This window comes from Streptomyces sp. NRRL S-350 (assembly GCF_000719705.1).
In the GTDB taxonomy this organism is placed as follows: domain Bacteria; phylum Actinomycetota; class Actinomycetes; order Streptomycetales; family Streptomycetaceae; genus Kitasatospora.
This window is the reverse complement of sequence record NZ_JOHO01000014.1, coordinates 65,794-84,460: the sequence shown is the minus strand read 5'-3', so window position 1 is coordinate 84,460 and position 18,667 is coordinate 65,794. Positions and strand designations below refer to the sequence as shown.

Sequence of the window (18,667 nt, the reverse complement as noted above, 5' to 3'; positions counted from 1 at the left end):
TGGTGGATGTCAGCCCCGGCCGCGGGAGGAACGGCTCGGCGGCGGCGACCGAGGACAAACCCCCGGCGCCCCGGCCGCGGGAGGAACGGCTCGGCGACGGCGACCGAGGACAAACCCCCGGCGCCCCGGCCGTGAACCCCCCCTACGCCGAGGCCGCGTTCGGACCAGAGACAGCGCAAGTCCCAGCCGATCGGAAGGCCGAAGGAGCCACGCCATGGGCATCGCACGTCGTGATCTTCTCAAGTGGGGCGCGGGAGTCGGCGGCGCAGCCGCCCTCGGAGGCCTCGCCCTGCCGTCCCCCGCCTGGGCCGCCGCGCGGGCCACCCCGCGCGGGCTGCCGACCGACAGTTGGATGGGCCGACTGAGCAACAGCATCCCGCTGCTCGGCCTCACGATCCCGGGCACCCACGACTCGTGCTGCGAGAACCCCGCCTACGGCACCGAGTGGTCGCACACCCAGAACTGGGGCATACCGCAGCAGTTGCAGGAGGGGGTCCGCTTCCTCGACATCCGCTGCAACGGCTTGCAGGGAGCGCCCAACGAGCTCGGCATCTACCACTCCGACAACTACCAGCACATCCGGCTCCAGGACGTACTCAACCAGTGCAGGTCCTTCCTGCAGGCGCACCCGACCGAGACCGTCCTGATGCGCCTCAGGAACGAGCGGGCCGGCGGCCAGTCACTCGGCGACGACGAGTTCATGCGGCGGGTCAACTACTACTTCGACGCACTGGGCTTCCGGAGCCTGTTCCACTTCTACGGCTGGCCGACCCTCGGCACCGCGCGCGGGAAGATCGTCCTGATCGCCGACTTCGCCAACCCGTGGGGCCTGATCGACTGGTCCAGCGGCCAGAACGCCTACTTCGACACCCAGGACGCCTGGGAGATCAGCGGCAGCGACCCGCTGGGCAAGAAGGGGCAGTACATCGTCGCCCAGTTCGACAAGGCGTTCCTCAATCCGGACTACCCGAAGATGTTCGTCAACTTCCTCAGCTACGCCGGCGGCTACTGGCCGAAGAGCAGTTCCCAGGACCTCATGGACCACGCCATCTACCCGTACCTGAACGCCCGCACCCAGCAGCGCGCCAGGTTCGGCATCGTGCCGATGGACTTCCCGGACTTCCACGTCAACGTGCTGCAGATGCTGATCGACAAGAACTTCGTCTAGGAGCTGTCCGGCCGGCCTCCGCCGCTGTCGCCGCCCCCGCCGCTGCCGAGCCTCAGCGGACCTGCGATCAGCTGACCTGCGGACCTGCGATCAGCGGATCGCCCCGGGGGGTGGGAAGTCGAAACCTCCGACTGCCCACTCCCTCGGCGCTCAACGGCAACGTCCCGGTCAGGCCGCGTGGGCAACGCGCCGCAGGCACCGCCTCGCAGCGCCGTCGAGCCGCCCCCACCGCCGCACCACCGCACCACCGCACCACCGCACCACCACCGGGCGTACGGTCCGCGCCTGCCGCGCGCATCAGCCCGGGGATGTAAACCCGTGGACCAATGCCCGGTGACGGAGGATCAGTCGGCGGGCCGATGCCGCCCACCAGCCCCGCGTGACAGCGTTCCGGGCATGGACACCACGCCGTTCGCAAGCCGCACCGGACTGACGCGCCGCCGCATGTTGGGCGCCGCTCTGGCCGTGGGCACCGCCGTGCCGCTCGGCCTCTCCGACACCGCCTGGGGCGCGCCCGGCCCTTCCGGAAGTCCGGCCGCACCCACCGGCTCCGCCCCTGTCCCCTCCCGGCTGATCCTCCCCGCGCCCACCGGGCCCTGCCCCGTGGGCATGGTGCCACTCCACCTGCGCGACGATTCACGCCCCGACCCGGTCGCCGGAGCCGGCCGGTACCGGGAGCTGATGGCCACCGTCTGGTACCCGGCCCGGAGTGCCGATGCCACCGCCTACCCGCTCGCGCCGTGGATGGCCGACGGCGCCCTGCGCGCCTTCCTCGCCGACGTCGGCTTCGCCCTCGACCCTGCCCTCGGCCCGCTCACCTCCGGCCACCAGGGCGCGCCCGTCCACCGGAGCGGCCACCGGCTGCCCGTCGTCGTCTTCTCGCACGGCTCGGGCAGTCACCGCGCCGACCACACGGTCATCTGCCAGGAGCTCGCCAGCCACGGCTACGCCGTCGTCACCGTCGACCACACCCATGACGCGTTCACCGAATTCCCCGACGGGACCGTCTCCACGCCGGCCGACAACGTCGCGATGTACCCGAGGGACTACGCCGCCGACCTCCGCTTCCTGCTCGACTGCGTCGACGACCTCGCAGCCGGCCGCAACCCCGACGTCGACCGGCGGGCCCTCCCGGCCGGCCTGCTCGGCGGCCTCGACCCGGACACCGTCGGCGCGTTCGGCTGGTCCAAGGGCGGCACCGCCACCGCCCTCGCCATGGCCGCCGACCAGCGCATCCGCGCGGGGCTCGCCATCGATGGGCCGATGATCGCCAACCCCGCGCCCAGCACCGACCTCGACCGTCCGTTCATGATGATGACCGCCGTCTGGGCCCGGGCCGCCAACCCCGCCGCCGAGACGTTCTGGACCCACCTGCGCGGCTGGCGCCTCGACGTCCAGGCCACGGGCGCCATCCACTCCTCGTACGGGGACAACATGACGCTGATCCCGCAGGCGGGAAGGCTGCTCGGCATGACCGAGCAGCAGATCCAGTCCCAGGTCGGCACCCTCGATCCCGACCGCGGCATCCGCATCCAACAGGCCTATCCGCTCGCCTTCTTCGACCTCCACCTGCGCCACCGGGGCCGCCACCTGCTGGACGGACCGTCGCGGGCCTTCCCTGAGGTCGTCTTCCACCCGTAGGCCGCACGCCCCGGGCTTCGCACCTCGGGCTTTTGCACCTCGGGCCACGCACCTGGGCGCCGTACGTCATGCGCCGTGGGACCGATGGACGGGCGGCCGCGACGGGGGTGCGGCCGCCGCCGGCCGAGCGCCGACTGCGCCGGGCACCGGGTCCCACCGGCGGGCGCCGGCCGGACCTGGTGACCGGCGCAGTCGACTCAGGCCTGCATGCCCTGGGTGGCGACGGCGGTGGGCGCGGCGGTGCTGCCCGCGGTGGCGCCCAGGGTGTGCTCGACCTTGGCAACGGCGGTGCGGTACTGCATCGACGCGGTCTGGGACGAGGCGCCCTCGCGCTGGAAGTAGCCGAACGCCATGGCGACCGTGCCGAAGCGCTCGATGCCGATGAAGGCGTTGAGCTGGACGCCGGCCAGGGTTCCGTCGAGGCGGACGGCGGGGGCGTCCTGTCGATCGCCGAGGGTGACGGGGGTGACGGTGAAGGTCACCGTGTCCTCGGTGCCCGCGTTGAAGGTGATGGTGTGGCAGGTCCGGAAGGCGTCGGCCGCCGTGTTGAAGTCGGCGGCGAGCCGGTCGGGTGCCTCGGCGGCGAGGGCCTCGGTCACCATCGGGTTGCCGTCGGGGCCGTCGAGTTCGGTCTCGGCGCGCGGGTTCGCGGGACCGGGCTGGGTGGCGTGCATGTTGATCAGGGCGCTGAGCGCGTCGCAGCCGGTGACCGGTGTCGGTTCGGCACTCGGGCTCGGGCTCGGGCTCTCGGTGGCGGGAGCCTCGGTGAAGTCCGGGCCGAGGTCTGCCGCGGTGAGAAGGGCCGACTTCAGCTGGTCGGCGGAGGGCAGCTCCTGGGCGGGTGCTGCCGACGCCAGGTGAGCCGGGCCCAGGGCGACCGCCACGACGACGGCCGCGGCGGTAACGGCGTGGAGAGGCCTCGAAAGAGACATGCAAGCCCCCGGTCGAGAGATCGGGCAGGGATAGGCACCAGTGTCCCACCGGGGGCGAGTGGAGGCGCGCGGGCCCGAATCTCCGCAGGTCACGCCCCCTGTAGCTCGGACGAGCGGGGCTCACGCGGTGGGCATGAGCAGGCCTCATGCAGGCGCCAGGGCAGGGGCAGGGGCGGGGGCAGGGGCGGGGGCAGGGGCAGGGGCACACCATAAGCGGGCCTCATGGCGGCGCGCGATGAGCAAAGCTCATGACGGAACGCGATGAGCAGGTCTCATGGCAAACACCATGAGTAACTCTCATACGGGCGCACCATGAGCGGGTCTCATGACGGAGCGAGATGAGCGCGCCTCATGGCGAGGTCATGAACAGGTTCGTTCCCCCGCGGCGTACGTGAGCTGGCCTCATTCCGAAACCGATGAACCGGTCTCACCGGTGACACCGGACGACAACGCGTCGAGCGTCTCGGCGAGCCAGTCCACCCAGAAGGTCTCCAGCCCGATCCCGGCTCGCAGGACGGCGTGCTGGAGCCGGTTCTCCCCGCCCGCGTTCTCCGCCGGGAAGTCCCGCCGCTCGATCTCCAGGTAGTCGGCCAGCTGCGCACGGTGGAGGGCCAGGTGGCGTTCCAGCTCGGCCGGCAGGCCGTCCGCGCCGACCACCGCCGCCGACCGCAGCCGCAACAGCAGCGGCTCCCGGACGGCGCGGGGCGCGGCACCCTCGGCCGTCCAGCGGGCCAGTTCGGCACGGCCCTCCGGCAGGACCTCGTACTCCTTCTTCTGCCCGCGCACCGGCCCGTCCGGCTGGAGGGCCCGGATGTGTCCGGAGGCCTCCAGCCGGCTCAGCTCGCGGTAGATCTGCTGGTGGGTGGCCGGCCAGAAGAAGCCGATCGACTTGTCGAACCGCCTGGTCAGCTCCAGCCCCGAGGACGGCTTCTCCAGCAGGGCGGTGAGGATGGCGTGCGGCAGCGACATGCCGACGATCCTAGGGGCGCATGAGCGGGCCGGATGGGTGCGCCCATGAGCAGGTCGCATACCTGCGCCCCGCGGCCCCCATGAGCAGGCCAGGTGGAAGCGATGAGCAGGTCAGAGGGAAGCGGCCAGTTCGGTGCCCTGCTTGATGGCGCGCTTGGCGTCCAGCTCGGCGGCCACGTCGGCCCCACCGATCAGGTGCACGGTCAGACCGCGCTCGCTCAGCGCCTCGTACAGGTCGCGGCGCGGCTCCTGGCCGGTGCAGAGCACCACGGTGTCGACGGGCAGTAGCTGCCGCTCGCCGTCCACGGTGATGTGCAGGCCGGCGTCGTCGATCAGGTCGTACGTCACGCCGGGGACCATCACCACGCCGCGGTGCTTGAGTTCGGTGCGGTGGATCCAGCCGGTGGTCTTGCCGAGCCCGGCACCGACCTTGGTGGTCTTGCGCTGCAGCAGGTGGACGCTGCGCGGGGGCTTCGGCCGCTCGGGGGCGCGCAGGCCGCCTCGCTCGCGGTACTCCGGGTCGATGCCCCACTTCGCCTGGAACACCGGGGGGTTGAGGCTGGCCTCGTCGCCCTGGTCGGTGAGGAACTCGGCCACGTCGAAGCCGATGCCGCCCGCGCCGAGGATGGCGACCCGCTCGCCGACGGGTGCGCCGTGGCGCAGCACGTCGAGGTAGCCGAGCACGCTGGGGTGGTCGATCCCCGGGATGTCCGTGGGGGTTCGCGGGCGGACGCCGGTGGCGAGGACGATGTGGTCGTAGCCTTCCCCGGCCAGTTGGTCGGCGGTGGCGGTGGTCCCGAGGCGCAGCGTGACGCCCGTCTCGGCGAGCCGGGTGCGGTAGTAGCGCAGCGTCTCGTCGAACTCCTCCTTGCCGGGGATGCGCCGGGCGATGTCGAGCTGGCCGCCGACGGCGTCGGCGGCGTCGTAGAGCGTGACGTCGTGTCCGCATTCGGCGGCGGAGACCGCGAAGGCGAGGCCGGCCGGCCCGGCTCCGACGACGCCGACGCGCTTGCGCATCTTGGTCGGCGCGAGGACGAGTTCGGTCTCGTGGCAGGCGCGCGGGTTGACCAGGCAGGAGGTGATCTGGAGGTTGAAGGTGTGGTCCAGGCAGGCCTGGTTGCAGCCGATGCAGGTGTTGATGGCGTCGGCGCGGTCGTCGCGTGCCTTGGCGACGAAGGCGGGGTCGGCGAGCAGCGGGCGGGCCATCGAGACCAGGTCCGCGTTGCCCTCGGCGAGCAGGCTCTCGGCGATCTCGGGGGTGTTGATGCGGTTGGTGGTGACCAGCGGGATGCCGACCTTGCCCATGACCTTCTTGGTCACCCAGGCGAAGGCGCCGCGTGGCACCGAGGTGGCGATGGTCGGGATGCGGGCCTCGTGCCAGCCGATGCCGCTGTTGATGATGGTGGCGCCCGCGGCCTCGACGGCTTGGGCGAGCCGGACCACCTCGTCCAGGGTGGAGCCGCCGGGTACCAGGTCGAGCATGGAGAGTCGGTAGACGATGATGAAGTCCTCGCCGACCCGTTCGCGGACCCGGCGGACGATCTCCACCGGGAAGCGCATCCGCCGCTCGTACGGGCCGCCCCACTCGTCCTCGCGGTGGTTGGTCGCGGCGACGATGAACTCGTTGATCAGGTAGCCCTCGGAGCCCATGATCTCGACGCCGTCGTACCCGGCGTGGCGGGCGAGTTCGGCGCAGCGGGCGAAGTCCTCGATGGTCTGCTCGACCTGCTCGGCGGTGAGTTCGTTGGGCACGAAGGGGCTGATCGGGGCCTGGAGGGCGCTGGGGGCGACCAGGTCGCGGTGGTAGGCGTAGCGGCCGAAGTGGAGGATCTGCAGGGCGATCTTCCCGCCGGCGGTGTGCACCGCGTCGGTGACCACCCGGTGCTTGTCGGCCTCCTCCTCGGTGGTCAGCATCGCGCCGCCCTCCCAGGGGCGCCCGGCCTCGTTGGGGGCGATGCCGCCGGTGACGATCAGGCCGACGCCGCCGCGGGCGCGCTCGGCGTAGAACGCGGCCATCCGCTCGTACCCGCCGGGGGCTTCCTCCAGGCCGACGTGCATCGAGCCCATGATCACGCGGTTGGGCAGGGTGGTGAAGCCGAGGTCGAGCGGGCTGAGCAGGTGGGGGTAGCGGCTGTTGCCGGGGGTGGCACTCATCGACGTCTCCTGGGGCGCGGGCTGGATGTCGTTGTTACCGCAGAGTAGGGGACGGCCCGAACGCTATGCAACTAGTTGCACAATGGCCGAGGCTGTCCGAACGGGGCACGGGCAAGGGGCGAGCCGCGTATCGTCGTGTCCCGGACATCGCAAGCCCGGGCGCCACCGACAAGCACGTCACCGACACGCACGTCACAGGCATGCACGTCACCGACACGCAGCACGCCACAGACGCACGGCTCACGGACGCACGGGTCACGGGCGCGGGAACGGCGGGCTCGGCAATCGCAGGCTCGGGAGAGGGGGCGGCTGTGCGGGGTGGCTCGGTGGCCGTGGTCGGGGGCAGCATCGCCGGGAGCGCGTTCGCCGGGGCCGCCGCCCGGCTGGGCGCGGAACGGGTCGTGGTGTTGGAGCGCAGCCCAGGCCGCCTGGAGGACCGCGGCGTGGGGATCTGCACTCACAACGACCGTTTCGACGAGCTGGTCCGCGCCGGGCACCTCGCCGAGGACACCCGCCGCCACCGCCTGACCATCCGCCGCTGGGTCACCCGGGGGCCGGTCGGCGAGGGCGACGGCCGGGACGGGCGCGGGCGGGCGCTCTGGGGTCAGCCTTTCCCGTTCCACTCCCACCACTGGGCGGTGCTCTGGCAGGCGCTGCGCGAGCGGGCGCCCGAACAGGTCGAGTTCCGGCTGGGCGCGACCGTCACCGCGGTCGGCGGCGACGCCGAGGGCGCCTGGGTCGAGGAGGCCGACGGCGTCCGCCACACGCACGACCTGGTGATCGGCGCCGACGGCTACCGCTCGGTGGTGCGCGCCGCCGTCTGCCCGCAGGCCGCCCCCGAGTTCGCCGGGTACGTGTGCTGGCGCGGCAGCTACGACGCCGCGCTGCTGGCGGACCTGCCGGGCGGGGCGGCGGTCTGGCCCGAGGAGGAGTGCATCACCGTCTGCTACCGGGGCGGCCAGGTGGTGATCTACCGCATCCCCGGGCTCGCCCCCGGCAGCACCCAGGTGAACTGGGTCTTCTACGCGCCCACCCCGGCCTGGCTGCGCCCGGACGGCCCGACCGGCATCCCGGCCGGCGCCCTCACCGCCGGACAGCTGGACGGGCTGCGGCAGCTCGCCGATCGGCACCTGCCGCCGTACTGGGCCGGGCTGGTCACGCTGACCCCGCGCGAACGGACTTTCCTGCAACCCGTCTACGACCTGGCGACCCCGCGCCGCACCGCCGGACGGCTCCTCCTCGGCGGCGACGCGGCCACGGTCGTACGCCCGCACAACACGAGCGGCGCGGTGAAGGCCCTGCAGGACGCCCACGCCTTCGAGCAGGCGGGGCGCGCAGGCGGGTCCTGGCCGGCGCTACTGGCCTCGTACGACCGCGAACGGAGCGCGGTCGGGCGGGAGTTGGTGGACCTGGGCCGGACACTCGGCCGGGCACAGGTGACCGACGCGCCGGACTGGTCCGCCATGGACGGGCCGGCGATGACCGCCTGGTGGCAGCACCAGCTCACCGGCAGCGGGGGGTTCGGCGGCCACGCGCTCGGCCGGACGGAGCCGTCCCCGTGACCGCCGGACCCCCTGCCGGACCGCTCTCGGCGATCCGGCATCCACCCGTCGAACGCCCGCGCCCGGACGCCGCACTCGGACGCGCGCGCTCAGCGGACGGCACGCACAGGCGTCGGCATTCAGCCCGGGCAGGCGTCAGTGGCCGCCGTCGGTGATCAGACGTTGACGCCGTAGTCCGTCGCGATGCCGCGCAGGCCCGAGGCGTAGCCCTGGCCGATGGCGCGGAACTTCCATTCGGCACCGTTGCGGTACAGCTCGCCGAAGACCATCGCCGTCTCGGTCGAGGCGTCCTCGGTCAGGTCGTAGCGCGCGATCTCCTGGCCGTTGGCCTGGTTGACGATCCGGATGAACGCGTTGCGGACCTGGCCGAAGTTCTGCAGCCGGGCGTCGGCGTCGTAGATCGACACCGGGAACACGACCTTGGCCACGTCGGCTGGCACCCGGTCCAGGTCGACCTTGATCTGCTCGTCGTCGCCGTCGCCGCCACCGGTCAGGTTGTCGCCGCTGTGCTCGACCGAACCGTCCGGGCTGCGAAGGTTGTTGAAGAAGACGAAGTGCTGGTCCGAGATCACCTTGCCGAGCGCGTTGCACAGCAGCGCACTGGCGTCCAGGTCGTAGTCGGCCCCGGTGGTGGTGCGCACGTCCCAGCCGAGACCGACGATCACGGCGCTCAGACCGGGCGCCTCCTTGCTCAGCGAGACGTTGCCGCCCTTGGCCAGCGAAACTCCCACAATGCCCTCCTCGGATCTCTCCCTGCACAGGAATCTACAACACTGTAGAGATCACGAGAATCCGTCTGCAGGCGGGCTCCACCCCTGGAATTTCTCCGGGTCGGTTCCGAGGCCCCGGCGGGAACCGATCGCACCGGCCCGTCGGTCGAGCCCTGCGGCACGGCCGTGGCGGCGATCGCCCGGCGCCCCGGCCGCCGGTTGCCGATCACCGTACCGGCCGGAGAGCCGGGCCGGGACGGCGGACCTAGACTGGCGGTGGCTTCCCCGATTCCCGGTCCCCCGGGCGCGGCGCCCTCGCGGGAGGTTCCCATGCGCCAGCGGTACAGCTTCCACGTCGACCAGGCCGGGCACTCCGTGACCGTCAACGTCCGCTCCGGCTGGATCACCGAGACCGAGCTGCTGGTGGACGGCAAGGAGTTGGCCTTCCACCGCGTCCACGGGCACGGCAGCTACCCGCTGTCCCTCGCCGCCCAGCTCGCCGAGGTGCCGCCCCGGCCCCTCGCGGTCACCCTGGACCGCACCGGCACGGCCGAGCACCCGCTCTCCTGCGTCCTGGAACTCGCCGGCGCCGAACACGTCATGCCGGAGAAGACGGCCCGCTGAAACCGACCGTGCGGGCGGTTCGGCCGCCGGTAGACGGCGCAGCCAGACGATCCACGGGCCGATTCAGGCCGGTTGGGCGCCGGGCGGTCGGGCCGGTCTCACCGGTTCCGGCCGGTCGCCGACCCCACCAACCGGGCGGATCCCACCGCCCCTGCCGACCCCACCGACCCGCAGCGGACGGCGCGCCCGACTTCGCGGGCCGTCAGCCTTCCTGGCACTCCGCCAGGATCGCCTCGACCGCCGCCCTGGCGCGCTCCGCGTCCTGCGCGACCAGCCCGATCCGGGTGCGCCGGTCGAGCACGTCGGCGGCGTCCAGCGCGCCCTCGTGGGTGACGGCGTAGGCGATCTCGGCGCGCGTCACGTCCAGGCCCTCGGCCACCGGCGCCGTCTCCCCCGCGGCCAGCACTTCGTGGGCTGCCCCGCCGTGTCGGGCGAGCAGCGAGGCGGGTGCGCCGGCGCCGGGCAGGGGCCGGCTGTCGCGGTGTCCGGGGGCGCCGACCAGCGGCAGCCGGGCGGTCCAGCAGGTCCGGGCGGGCAGGCCGCGCAGCCGGACGGCGGCGTCCACCGCGTCCTCGGCCATCCGGCGGTAGGTGGTGAGCTTGCCGCCGACCACGGTGACCACGCCGGACGGGGACTCCAGCACCGCGTGCTCGCGCGAGATGTCCGCGGTGCTGCCGCCGCCGGTGTCGAGCAGCGGGCGCAGCCCGGCGTGGGCGCCGCGGACGTCCGCCCTGGTCAGCGCGGTGTCGAGGGCGGCGTTGACGGTGTCGAGGAGGAAGGTCAGCTCGGCCTCGGTGGGCTGCGGCTCGTCCGGGATGGGGCCCGGGGCGTCCTCGTCGGTCAGCCCGATCGCGACCCGGCCGAGCTGTTGCGGCAGGGCGAAGACGAAGCGGCTGGTCGAGCCGGGCACCGGCACGGTGAGGGCGGCTGTCGGGTTTCCCAGGGACTCGGCGTCCACCAGGAGGTGGGTGCCCCGGCTGGGTCGCAGCGTGATCGAGGTGTCCACGTCGCCCGCCCAGACGCCGGTGGCGTTGACCACCGCGCCCGCCCGTACGGTCATCTCCTGCCCGGTCAGGGTGTCGACCAGCCGGGCGGAGGTGCCGGTCACGGCCTCGGCCCGGACCCTGGTCAGCACGCTCGCCCCGTACTGCGCGGCCGTGCGGGCCAGGGCGACCACCAGCCGGGCGTCGTCGACGAGTTGGCCGTCGTGCGCGACCAGGGCGCCCCGCAGACCGGCGGTCCGTACGCCCGGCACCAGTTGCCGGGTGCGGGCGGCGCCGATCCGGCGCATCCGGGGCAGCAGCGCGCCCGGCGTCCCGGCGCCGATCCGCAGCGCGTCGCCGGCGTGGAAGCCCGCCCGGATCAGCGCACCCTGTCCGGGGCGCAGCAACTCCGGGAGCAACGGCACCAGTTGCGGCAGTGCGCGGATCAGGTGCGGGGCGGTGCGGGTCATCAGCACGCCGCGTTCGATCGCGCTCTCCCGGGCCACCTTGATCCGGCCGGAGGCGAGGTAGCGCAGGCCGCCGTGCACCAGCTTGGAGCTCCACCGGCTGGTGCCGAAGGCCAGGTCGCGGGACTCGACGAGGACGGTGCGCAGGCCGCGCGAGGCGGCGTCCAGGGCCACCCCGGCGCCGGTGACGCCGCCACCGACGACCAGCAGGTCGACGTGCGGGTCGTCGCCGAGCGCTTCGAGTTCCAGCGTGCGGCGGAGGGCGTTGAGGCGGCTCGTTCCGGCGAAGGGGCCGACGGGGCGCGTCGTCATGGTGCGAGGTATCCGTTCAGCGCTCTGGCCAGTTCGCGCCGCCAGGCCGCCTCGGGCAGCAGGGAGGCCACCATGCGGTGCGACTGGACGGTGGACTGGGCGATCAGCAGGACCATGGCGGCCAGCTCGATCGGCTCCCCGGCCCGGATCGAGCCGTGCGCCTGGCCCTGCTCGATGCCGGTGCGCAGCGCCTCCAGCAGGCCGCGCTGGCTGGCGCCGAGCCGTTCGACCACGTACTCCAGCAGCAGGTCGGAGTCGTCGGAGTGCAGCAGCGCCCCGAGTACCGGGTGGTCGCGCAGCCGGACGGCGACCTCGACGACCCGTTCCACGAAGGTCTCCCGGTCCTGGACGCCGAGGGGGGCGCCGTGCGGGGTGACGCTGCCCGAGGAGTCGCCGTGCAGGGAGGCGTCCTCCAGGGTGGCGAGGATCTCCCGGGTGAGCAGCGCGCCGATCACCGCCCGGACGTCCGGCCAGCGCCGGTAGACGGTCGGCCGGCTGACGCCGGCGCGGCGCGCGATCTCGGCCAGCTGCGTGCGGCGCACGCCGAGATGGACGATCAGGTCGGCGGCGGCGTCGAGGATCGCGTCGTCGGTGCTGCGGGGCTGCCCGGTTGCTGCCGCCGGCTCGGCGTTACTACTTGACATGATGTGTGAAACTGTAACGCATGGCACCTGAGACGCAAGCGGGACCGGCCGGCGCCGCGCTTCCGCTCCCCCCGATGAAGTGGGACGCCTGGGGCGACCCGGCCCTCGCCAAGGAACTGTCCGCCGACATCAAGGGACTGCTCGCAGCCGCCCTCGGCGTCACCGGCGACGCCGCCCCCGGGCCCGCCGCCGACGAAGTCGTCCTGCGGCCGTCCCGGCTCTCCCCCGAGGACCTCGACGCGCTCGCCGACGCCGTCGGCGCCGCCCACGTCAGCGCCGCCGACGCCGACCGCCTGCCCCGCGCCGGCGGCAAGTCCACCCCCGACCTGCTGCGCCGCCGCAGCCGCGAACCGCAGGACGCACCCGACGCCGTCGTCCTGCCCGGCAGCGAGCAGGACATCGCCGCCGTCCTCGCGGTGTGCGCCGAACGCCGCATCGCCGTCGTCCCGTTCGGCGGCGGCACCAGCGTCGTCGGCGGCCTCGACCCCGACCGCGGCGGCCTCGACGCCGTCGTCTCCCTCGACCTGCGCCGCCTCGACGGCCTCCTCGACCTGGACGAGACCTCCGGCGAAGCCGTCCTCGGCGCCGGCCTCACCGGCCCCGCCGCCGAGAGCCTGCTCGCCGAACGCGGCTGGGAACTCGGCCACTACCCGCAGAGCTTCCGCTACGCCACCATCGGCGGCTTCGCGGCCACCCGCTCCTCCGGCCAGGACTCCGCCGGATACGGGCGCTTCGACGACATGGTGCGCGGCCTGCGGGTGGTCACTCCCGCCGGGGTGCTCGACCTCGGCCGCGCCCCCGCCTCCGCCGCCGGCCCCGACCTGCGCCAGCTCTTCCTCGGCTCCGAGGGCACCCTCGGCGTGATCACCGCCGTCCGGCTGCGCGTCCACCCGCTGCCCGCCGCCAAGGCGTACGAGGCGTGGAGCTTCCCCGACTTCGCCACCGGGACGGCGGCGCTGCGCGCCGTCGAGCAGCGGGGCACCGGTCCGACCGTCATCCGGCTCTCCGACGAGGCCGAGACCATGGTCAACCTCGCCATGACCGAGCAGATCGGCGGCACCCCGACGGTCAGCGGGTGCCTGGCCGTCACCGTCTTCGAGGGCGACGCCCGACAGGTCGCCGACCGGCACCGCGCGACCCGCGAGGTGCTGCTCGCAGCCGGCGCCACCTCGCTCGGCGAAGCCCCCGCCCGGGCCTGGGAACACGGCCGGTTCAACGCCCCCTACCTGCGCGACTCGCTGCTCAGCGCCGGCGCGCTGTGCGAGACCCTGGAGACGGCGGCGAGTTGGAAGCGACTGCCGGCCCTGCGCACCGCCGTCACCGAGGCGCTGACCGCCGCCCTGCCCGGCGCGCTCGTGCTCTGCCACATCTCGCACGTCTACCCGACCGGCGCCTCGCTCTACTTCACCGTCGTCGCCGCCCTCGGCGAGGACCCGCTCACCCGCTGGGGCGCCGCCAAGCACGCCGCCGGAGAGGCCATCGTCGGCGCGGGCGGCACCATCACCCACCACCACGCCGTCGGAGCCGACCACCGCCCCTGGATGACCGACGAGGTCGGCGACCTGGGCGTCCGGATCCTGCGCGCCGTCAAGGCCGAACTCGATCCGGCGGGGATCCTCAACCCCGGCAAGCTGATCCCATGAGCCGCGCTCATGGGGCGGCCGGTCCGAGAACGGTGCGCCGGGTCGCCGTTCTCACCAACCCGGCGGCCGGCGCCGGCCACTCCGGCCCCGCCGCGCAGCGGGCCGTCGCCCGCCTGCGCTCCCTAGGCGTCGACGCCCGACCGCACGCCGGACGCTCCGCCGAGGACACCGTCCGCCTCGCCCGGGAGGCGGCGGCGGACGGCGTGGACGCGGTGGCCGTGGTCGGCGGCGACGGCATGGTCAACCTCGCCCTGCAGGCCCTCGCCGGCACCCCCGTCCCGCTCGGCGTCGTACCGGCCGGCACCGGCAACGACCACGCCCGCGAGTACGGCCTCCCGCTCGGCGCCCCCGAGGCCGCCGCCGACGTCATCGCCGCCGGCCGGGTGCGGACCGTCGACCTCGGGCGCGTCACCGGCCCGGACGGCGCCGTCCGACGGTACGGCTCCATCCTCGCCACCGGCTTCGACTCCCTGGTCAGCGACCGCACCAACCGCCTGCGCTGGCCGCGCGGCCGGACGCGCTACAACCTCGCCATCCTCATCGAGTTCGCCAACCTGCGCCCGCTGCCGTTCCGGATCACCCTCGCCGACGGCACCGTCATCGACCGCGACCTCACCCTCGCCGCCATCGGCAACACCCGCAGCTACGGCGGCGGCATGCTCATGTGCCCGGACGCGCTCCCGGACGACGGCCTGCTCGACGTCACCCTCGTCGACGCCATGCCCCGGCTGCGCGTCGCCCGGTTCTTCCCCACCCTCTTCAAGGGCACCCACACCACCCGCCCGGAAGTCACCACCCTGCGCACCGAGTCCCTGCGCATCGAGTCCCCGGGCATCACCGCCTACGCCGACGGCGAGTTCATCACCCCCCTGCCGGTGGAAGTCTCCGTGGAACGGCACGCCCTCCACCTCCTGGTGCCCTGAAACACCGGCGCCACGGTCCGGGCCGCCGAAGCGTGCGGTGGCTCCGGACCCCCGCCGTCGGACGCCAGGGGCGGCCGACGGCGAAACCGTCGGCATGAACCGCGCTCATCGCCGTCGCCGTCCGATGAGCACCGCTCATCCACTCGACCCGCCGCCGCACCCGGCTCCGCACCCACCGACCGCCACCGGCTCCGTGCCCGGCGCCCCACCCCCACGATCGGCTCCAGCCACCGGCTCCGGCTGCCTGCTCCGGCTGCCTGCTCTGCCCGGACGTCCTCCGCCCACCGCCGGGCATCTCTTGCTTGTTCCTCGCGCCCGATCCTCCTCACCGTCGTACCGGGTTCGCCGCCTCGACCTGCCGGGCCCAGTGCCGGACCAGCGGGTTGGCGTCGTGGTCCGGAGATCCGTCGAGGACGTCGACGCCCGCGGTCGCGCCCGGGCCGGTGCTCAGGACAGCGGCGAGCACGTAGCGCAGCCGCTCGCCGAGGCCCGGTCGTCGGCGCCCCTCCGGGGTGCCCAACACCTGCCAGGCCCAGCCGACCGCCACCGCCGCCACCCGGCGGTCGTCCCAGCCACGGCCCCGCCGGGCCGCCGCGATCAGCTCCCGCCGTACGGTCCTCGGCAACGCCCCCCACAACTCGCGTGCGTTGCTCCGCGGCACCTGCCCCCGCTGCAGCATGCTGCTCCCCCGTTCCGTGGGGCGGCGTCCGCCGTGTGCCCCTCATCGGACTGCACTGTAAGGCGGTCGGGGGCGCCGCTCACCCGCTCAGACGACGACGCCAGAGCAGGGGACGTATCTCGATCACGTGCGACGGATCGCCGTTCCAGACCGTCGGCAGACCGGCGGCGGCGAGGGCGGTGACCACCTCCTGGCCGATGGCGGTGGTGGTCGACGGGGAGCCGTCGAAACCGCCGTAGAGGAGGGAGAGGCCGCGGCCGGCAGCCGCGGACTCCGTGCACTGGGAGTGGAAGTAGACGAAGCCGCGGGCGTCCGGGGCGCCGGCGGCCCCGATCTCGGACTCGCCGCAGGAACGGCAGCAGGTGAAGTCCTCCCGGGCCGTGATGCCGCTCGCCTCCAGTTCTGCGAAGGCCCGGGCGAGGCGCTCCGGGTCCGTCTCGCCGATCCATCCGGTCTGCTCACCGACGCGCTCCAGCCAGAGCTGGTCGGCGAGTTGCTCGGCCTGGGGACGCGAGAGCGGACGGCGGCCGTCCGACACCAGGAACTCCTCGGCCTGCTCGGCGAGCCCGGCCCGGTCGACGTAGCCGCAGGCCAGGGTCAGCCGCAGCCGGTCCTCCAACTCCCGCCGCTCGGCCGCGTCCAGCTCCAGCGGCGGCACCGGCTCCGGAGCCTGGCCCATGTCGAGGCGCTTCCAGTCCAGGCCGTCACCCCACCCCGACGCGCCGCGCGCCCACGCCGTCATCGCCTCGGCCACCGGCTCCGGGCCGCCCAGCCGCACCTCGAAGTGCCGCTCGGCGGAACCGTCGCGGTGCTCCAGCGTGTAGTCCCCGCCGTCGGCGTGCCACACCTGGATGTACACGTCCGGCAGGTCAGGTATCCGCTCCACCACGAGGAAGCGGTCGTCGTCCGCGCCGATGCGCCGGACCAGCCCCGCCAACTCGTCCGCGCCCGGCCGGGATCGCCGCACCCCGTCGTTCGTCTGCACCGTGATCGCCAGCATGGGGCCACCCTTGCACACGCCACTGACACACCGAGAGGTTCCGGCCGGGCCTCGGCGGTCGTGGCCCGGCTACTGACCGGCGCTTCGGCTGTCCTGCCGTGGAAGCGCGGGCTCTCGGGCGACGCCGGTGGTGCCGGTGGTACCGGTGGTGTCGGTGGTGTCGGTGGTGGTGTCGGTGGTGCCGGTGCTGCCGGTGGTGCCGCGGACATGGCCGGCCACCCCCCGGAACGGGTGGGAACGCTACGGCTGGCGGTCCTCCCGGTGCAGCCGCAAGACGACGTTGCGACGGGGCAGGGCCGACGGGGCGGCGGGGCGGCGGGGTCGTCGAAGTCCTCCGCGGGATCGCGGGTCGTGCCGAGGCGGCGCATCACCGGCTGGGAGCGCAGGTCGGCAGCCGTGGTGACGGCCAGGGTCTCGGGGAGGCCGAGGCCGCCTCCTCGACGTCGGCCAGGCCGACGAAGCCGACGAACTCCCCGCTCTGCCGTACCTCGACGGCCGGCCGGCCGTACCCGCGCCGCTCGATCGCCGTCTCGAAGCGGGCCACCGAGGCGTGGCTCAGGCCCAATGGCACCCGCGGCCTGGCGGGCAACCGGAAGTCCTGTTGCCGACCATGCCGTTGCCGGAAAATCCCGGTGCCGCAGTGACCGCCCGTCGGGTAGCGTACGGACCATGTCGAGCCCTGAGGCATCCAGGGTGGGGGCTTTCGGTCACCCCGTCAGCCCCCTGCACCCCTGCACCCGTTGAGGCGCTGAGCTCCGCTCGCGTCCGCGCTCGCGCGCACAGCCGCGTGAGCGCCGCCGCGCGTGAGCGGCCGCTGCGCGTGCGTGCGCCGCTCTGCGTGCGTGCGCCACTCCCGCGTGCGCCCTCGGGGGCTGAATGCGGTGACGAGACGCCGTTCCTCGTTGCTTCTCCTCGCTCCCGGAGCTTTCGATGCCCCTTCCGCTCTATCTGCTCGCCCTGGCCGTGTTCGCCATGGGCGCCTCGGAGTTCATGCTCGCCGGCCTCCTGCCGGACCTCGCCGCCGGTCTCGGCGTCACCGTCGGTACGGCGGGGGCCCTCACCTCGGCCTTCGCGATCGGCATGGCCGTGGGCGCTCCGCTGACGGCTGCCTCGGCCCGTCGCCGCCCGGGGCGCAGCACGCTGCTCGGGTTCCTCCTGGTGTTCGCGGTGGCGCATGCCGTGGGAGCCGTGTCCGCGAGCTTCCCACTGCTGCTGGCGACCCGGGTGGTCGCCGCGCTCGCCAATGCCGGGTTCCTCGCCGTGGCGCTGACCATGGCCGCCGCGCTGGTCCCGGCGGACCGCATGGGACGGGCGCTCGCCGTGCTGTTGTCCGGGACGACGGCGGCGACGGTCGCCGGGGTGCCAGGCGGCTCGGTCCTCGGCGCGCTGTTCGGGTGGCGGGCCGCGTTCTGGGCCGTCGCGGCACTCTGCCTGGCCGCCGCCGTCGGCCTCGCCCGTGGCCTTGCCGCCGCCCCGGCCGGCCCTGCCGCCCCCACCGCCTCCGGCCAGGCGGCGGACGAGCCGCGCGGCCCGGACCTGCGTGCCGAACTGCGGCAGCTGCGCCGCCCGTCGTTGCTCCGGGTGGTGCTGCTGGCCGCGCTGGTGAACGCGGCGACCTTCGGCGGCTTCACCTTCCTCGCGCCCGTGGTGACCGGTACCGCCGGGCTCGGCGCGCTCTGGGTGCCCGTCGTCCTGGTGCTGTTCGGGGCCGGGTCGTTCGCCGGTGTGACCGCCGCGGGGCGGCTGGCGGACCGGCGGCCCGGCGTGGTCCTCGCCGTCGGCGGCCCGCTGTTGGCGGCGGGCTGGCCGGTGCTGGCCGTCCTCGCGGGCGAACCGGGCGCCCTGCTCCCCCTGGTGTTCCTGTTGGGCGCGCTGTCGTTCGCCGTCGGCAGCACTCTGATCACCCGGGTGCTGCATGAGGCGGCCGGAGCGCCCACCATGGCGGGGGCCTACGCGACCACCGCCCTCAACCTCGGTGCCGCCGCGGGCCCGCTGTTCGCCGCGGCCACGCTCGGCACGGCGGCCGGGAGCCTGGGTCCGTTCCACGCCAGCGGACTCCTCGTCGCGCTCGCCCTGCCGATCGCCGCGACCCGGCACAGGAACCGGCCCGCGAACTGACCCGTGGACCGACCCGCCAATCCGACCCGTGGGACCGGCCCACGGACCCGAGACGTGGGCTGGTCCGCGAACCGGCTCGCGAGCCCGCCCACGGCCGGCCGGGCCCCTGGATGTGCTTCTGCCGCGATCCCCTCCTGC

17 protein-coding genes are annotated in these 18,667 nt (G+C 73.9%); 7 read left to right on the top strand and 10 right to left on the bottom strand.

Annotated elements, in window-relative coordinates:
- Positions 1-214: 214 nt before the first annotated feature.
- Together IF30_RS0116370 and IF30_RS0116365 are read left to right on the top strand one after the other, a co-directional pair.
- Positions 215-1,168, top strand: coding sequence for a phosphatidylinositol-specific phospholipase C (locus tag IF30_RS0116370; protein ID WP_030238209.1), 954 nt, complete (start codon positions 215-217; stop codon positions 1,166-1,168).
- Positions 1,169-1,564: 396 nt separating this feature from the next.
- Positions 1,565-2,809, top strand: coding sequence for an alpha/beta hydrolase family protein (locus IF30_RS0116365; RefSeq protein WP_030238207.1), 1,245 nt, complete (start codon positions 1,565-1,567; stop codon positions 2,807-2,809).
- A 197-nt stretch (positions 2,810-3,006) separates the two neighbouring features.
- Here IF30_RS0116365 and IF30_RS0116360 read toward each other — a convergent pair whose 3' ends face one another.
- The 3 genes from IF30_RS0116360 to IF30_RS0116350 form a co-directional block, all read right to left on the bottom strand.
- Positions 3,007-3,741 (bottom strand): hypothetical protein, encoded by a 735-nt coding sequence (locus tag IF30_RS0116360; protein WP_158835195.1) that lies wholly within the window; start codon positions 3,739-3,741, stop codon positions 3,007-3,009.
- A 402-nt stretch (positions 3,742-4,143) separates the two neighbouring features.
- Positions 4,144-4,710, bottom strand: coding sequence for a PadR family transcriptional regulator (locus tag IF30_RS0116355; RefSeq protein ID WP_030238203.1), 567 nt, complete (start codon positions 4,708-4,710; stop codon positions 4,144-4,146).
- A 111-nt stretch (positions 4,711-4,821) separates the two neighbouring features.
- A complete protein-coding gene (locus IF30_RS0116350; RefSeq protein ID WP_030238200.1) occupies positions 4,822-6,864 on the bottom strand; it encodes an NADPH-dependent 2,4-dienoyl-CoA reductase in 2,043 nt (680 codons plus the stop codon).
- A 326-nt stretch (positions 6,865-7,190) separates the two neighbouring features.
- On the opposite strand from IF30_RS0116350, the gene IF30_RS0116345 reads away from it, so the two are divergent.
- Positions 7,191-8,426: an FAD-dependent monooxygenase gene (locus IF30_RS0116345; protein ID WP_234322718.1), complete on the top strand. Its 1,236-nt coding sequence runs from the start codon at positions 7,191-7,193 to the stop codon at positions 8,424-8,426.
- Positions 8,427-8,581: 155 nt separating this feature from the next.
- Here the strand turns inward: IF30_RS0116345 and IF30_RS0116340 are convergent, their stop codons facing one another.
- Entirely contained in the window at positions 8,582-9,157 is a 576-nt protein-coding gene (locus IF30_RS0116340) for a TerD family protein (protein WP_030238195.1), read from the bottom strand.
- A gap of 309 nt (positions 9,158-9,466) precedes the next feature.
- On the opposite strand from IF30_RS0116340, the gene IF30_RS41575 reads away from it, so the two are divergent.
- Positions 9,467-9,760 (top strand): hypothetical protein, encoded by a 294-nt coding sequence (locus IF30_RS41575; RefSeq protein ID WP_037900146.1) that lies wholly within the window; start codon positions 9,467-9,469, stop codon positions 9,758-9,760.
- A gap of 202 nt (positions 9,761-9,962) precedes the next feature.
- Here the strand turns inward: IF30_RS41575 and IF30_RS0116330 are convergent, their stop codons facing one another.
- Together IF30_RS0116330 and IF30_RS0116325 are read right to left on the bottom strand one after the other, a co-directional pair.
- The gene (locus IF30_RS0116330) at positions 9,963-11,522 is read right to left on the bottom strand and encodes a glycerol-3-phosphate dehydrogenase/oxidase (protein WP_030238190.1); all 1,560 of its coding nucleotides are present in this window, start codon (positions 11,520-11,522) and stop codon (positions 9,963-9,965) included.
- The gene (locus IF30_RS0116325) at positions 11,519-12,166 is read right to left on the bottom strand and encodes a TetR/AcrR family transcriptional regulator (protein ID WP_030238187.1); all 648 of its coding nucleotides are present in this window, start codon (positions 12,164-12,166) and stop codon (positions 11,519-11,521) included. Before IF30_RS0116325 ends, IF30_RS0116330 begins: the two co-directional genes overlap by 4 nt.
- A 74-nt stretch (positions 12,167-12,240) precedes the next feature.
- Here IF30_RS0116325 and IF30_RS0116320 point away from each other — a divergent pair, with 74 nt between their 5' ends.
- Both IF30_RS0116320 and IF30_RS0116315 read left to right on the top strand, forming a co-directional pair.
- Entirely contained in the window at positions 12,241-13,809 is a 1,569-nt protein-coding gene (locus IF30_RS0116320) for an FAD-binding oxidoreductase (RefSeq protein WP_030238185.1), read from the top strand.
- Positions 13,806-14,732, top strand: coding sequence for a diacylglycerol kinase (locus tag IF30_RS0116315; RefSeq protein WP_051710401.1), 927 nt, complete (start codon positions 13,806-13,808; stop codon positions 14,730-14,732). The genes IF30_RS0116320 and IF30_RS0116315 overlap by 4 nt, the downstream gene beginning before the upstream one ends.
- 325 nt (positions 14,733-15,057) lie before the next feature.
- Here the strand turns inward: IF30_RS0116315 and IF30_RS0116310 are convergent, their stop codons facing one another.
- The 4 genes from IF30_RS0116310 to IF30_RS41570 all read right to left on the bottom strand — a co-directional run bounded on the left by IF30_RS0116310 (position 15,058) and on the right by IF30_RS41570 (position 17,000).
- Complete coding sequence (locus IF30_RS0116310; RefSeq protein ID WP_030238182.1) at positions 15,058-15,411, bottom strand: hypothetical protein; 354 nt, start codon at positions 15,409-15,411, stop codon at positions 15,058-15,060.
- A 79-nt stretch (positions 15,412-15,490) separates the two neighbouring features.
- Positions 15,491-16,411: a DUF6891 domain-containing protein gene (locus tag IF30_RS0116305; RefSeq protein WP_030238180.1), complete on the bottom strand. Its 921-nt coding sequence runs from the start codon at positions 16,409-16,411 to the stop codon at positions 15,491-15,493.
- A 69-nt stretch (positions 16,412-16,480) separates the two neighbouring features.
- Complete coding sequence (locus IF30_RS48670) at positions 16,481-16,630, bottom strand: hypothetical protein (protein ID WP_199807874.1); 150 nt, start codon at positions 16,628-16,630, stop codon at positions 16,481-16,483.
- A gap of 148 nt (positions 16,631-16,778) precedes the next feature.
- Positions 16,779-17,000, bottom strand: coding sequence for a hypothetical protein (locus IF30_RS41570; protein WP_199807873.1), 222 nt, complete (start codon positions 16,998-17,000; stop codon positions 16,779-16,781).
- A gap of 341 nt (positions 17,001-17,341) precedes the next feature.
- Here IF30_RS41570 and IF30_RS0116290 point away from each other — a divergent pair, with 341 nt between their 5' ends.
- Entirely contained in the window at positions 17,342-18,529 is a 1,188-nt protein-coding gene (locus IF30_RS0116290; RefSeq protein WP_030238178.1) for a Cmx/CmrA family chloramphenicol efflux MFS transporter, read from the top strand.
- Positions 18,530-18,667 lie beyond the last annotated feature (138 nt).

What these genes read in the sequence shown, in the direction of transcription:
- IF30_RS41575 (WP_037900146.1), top strand. Translation starts at nt 9,467, where the DNA reads ATGCGCCAGCGGTACAGCTTCCACGTCGACCAGGCCGGGCACTCCGTG.
- IF30_RS0116305 (WP_030238180.1), bottom strand. Translation starts at nt 16,411, where the DNA reads ATGCTGGCGATCACGGTGCAGACGAACGACGGGGTGCGGCGATCCCGG.
- IF30_RS0116320 (WP_030238185.1), top strand. Translation starts at nt 12,241, where the DNA reads ATGAAGTGGGACGCCTGGGGCGACCCGGCCCTCGCCAAGGAACTGTCC.
- IF30_RS0116360 (WP_158835195.1), bottom strand. Translation starts at nt 3,741, where the DNA reads ATGTCTCTTTCGAGGCCTCTCCACGCCGTTACCGCCGCGGCCGTCGTC.
- IF30_RS0116325 (WP_030238187.1), bottom strand. Translation starts at nt 12,166, where the DNA reads ATGTCAAGTAGTAACGCCGAGCCGGCGGCAGCAACCGGGCAGCCCCGC.
- IF30_RS0116315 (WP_051710401.1), top strand. Translation starts at nt 13,806, where the DNA reads ATGAGCCGCGCTCATGGGGCGGCCGGTCCGAGAACGGTGCGCCGGGTC.
- IF30_RS0116310 (WP_030238182.1), bottom strand. Translation starts at nt 15,411, where the DNA reads ATGCTGCAGCGGGGGCAGGTGCCGCGGAGCAACGCACGCGAGTTGTGG.
- IF30_RS0116290 (WP_030238178.1), top strand. Translation starts at nt 17,342, where the DNA reads ATGCCCCTTCCGCTCTATCTGCTCGCCCTGGCCGTGTTCGCCATGGGC.
- IF30_RS0116350 (WP_030238200.1), bottom strand. Translation starts at nt 6,864, where the DNA reads ATGAGTGCCACCCCCGGCAACAGCCGCTACCCCCACCTGCTCAGCCCG.
- IF30_RS0116370 (WP_030238209.1), top strand. Translation starts at nt 215, where the DNA reads ATGGGCATCGCACGTCGTGATCTTCTCAAGTGGGGCGCGGGAGTCGGC.
- IF30_RS0116330 (WP_030238190.1), bottom strand. Translation starts at nt 11,522, where the DNA reads ATGACGACGCGCCCCGTCGGCCCCTTCGCCGGAACGAGCCGCCTCAAC.
- IF30_RS0116365 (WP_030238207.1), top strand. Translation starts at nt 1,565, where the DNA reads ATGGACACCACGCCGTTCGCAAGCCGCACCGGACTGACGCGCCGCCGC.
- IF30_RS0116355 (WP_030238203.1), bottom strand. Translation starts at nt 4,710, where the DNA reads ATGTCGCTGCCGCACGCCATCCTCACCGCCCTGCTGGAGAAGCCGTCC.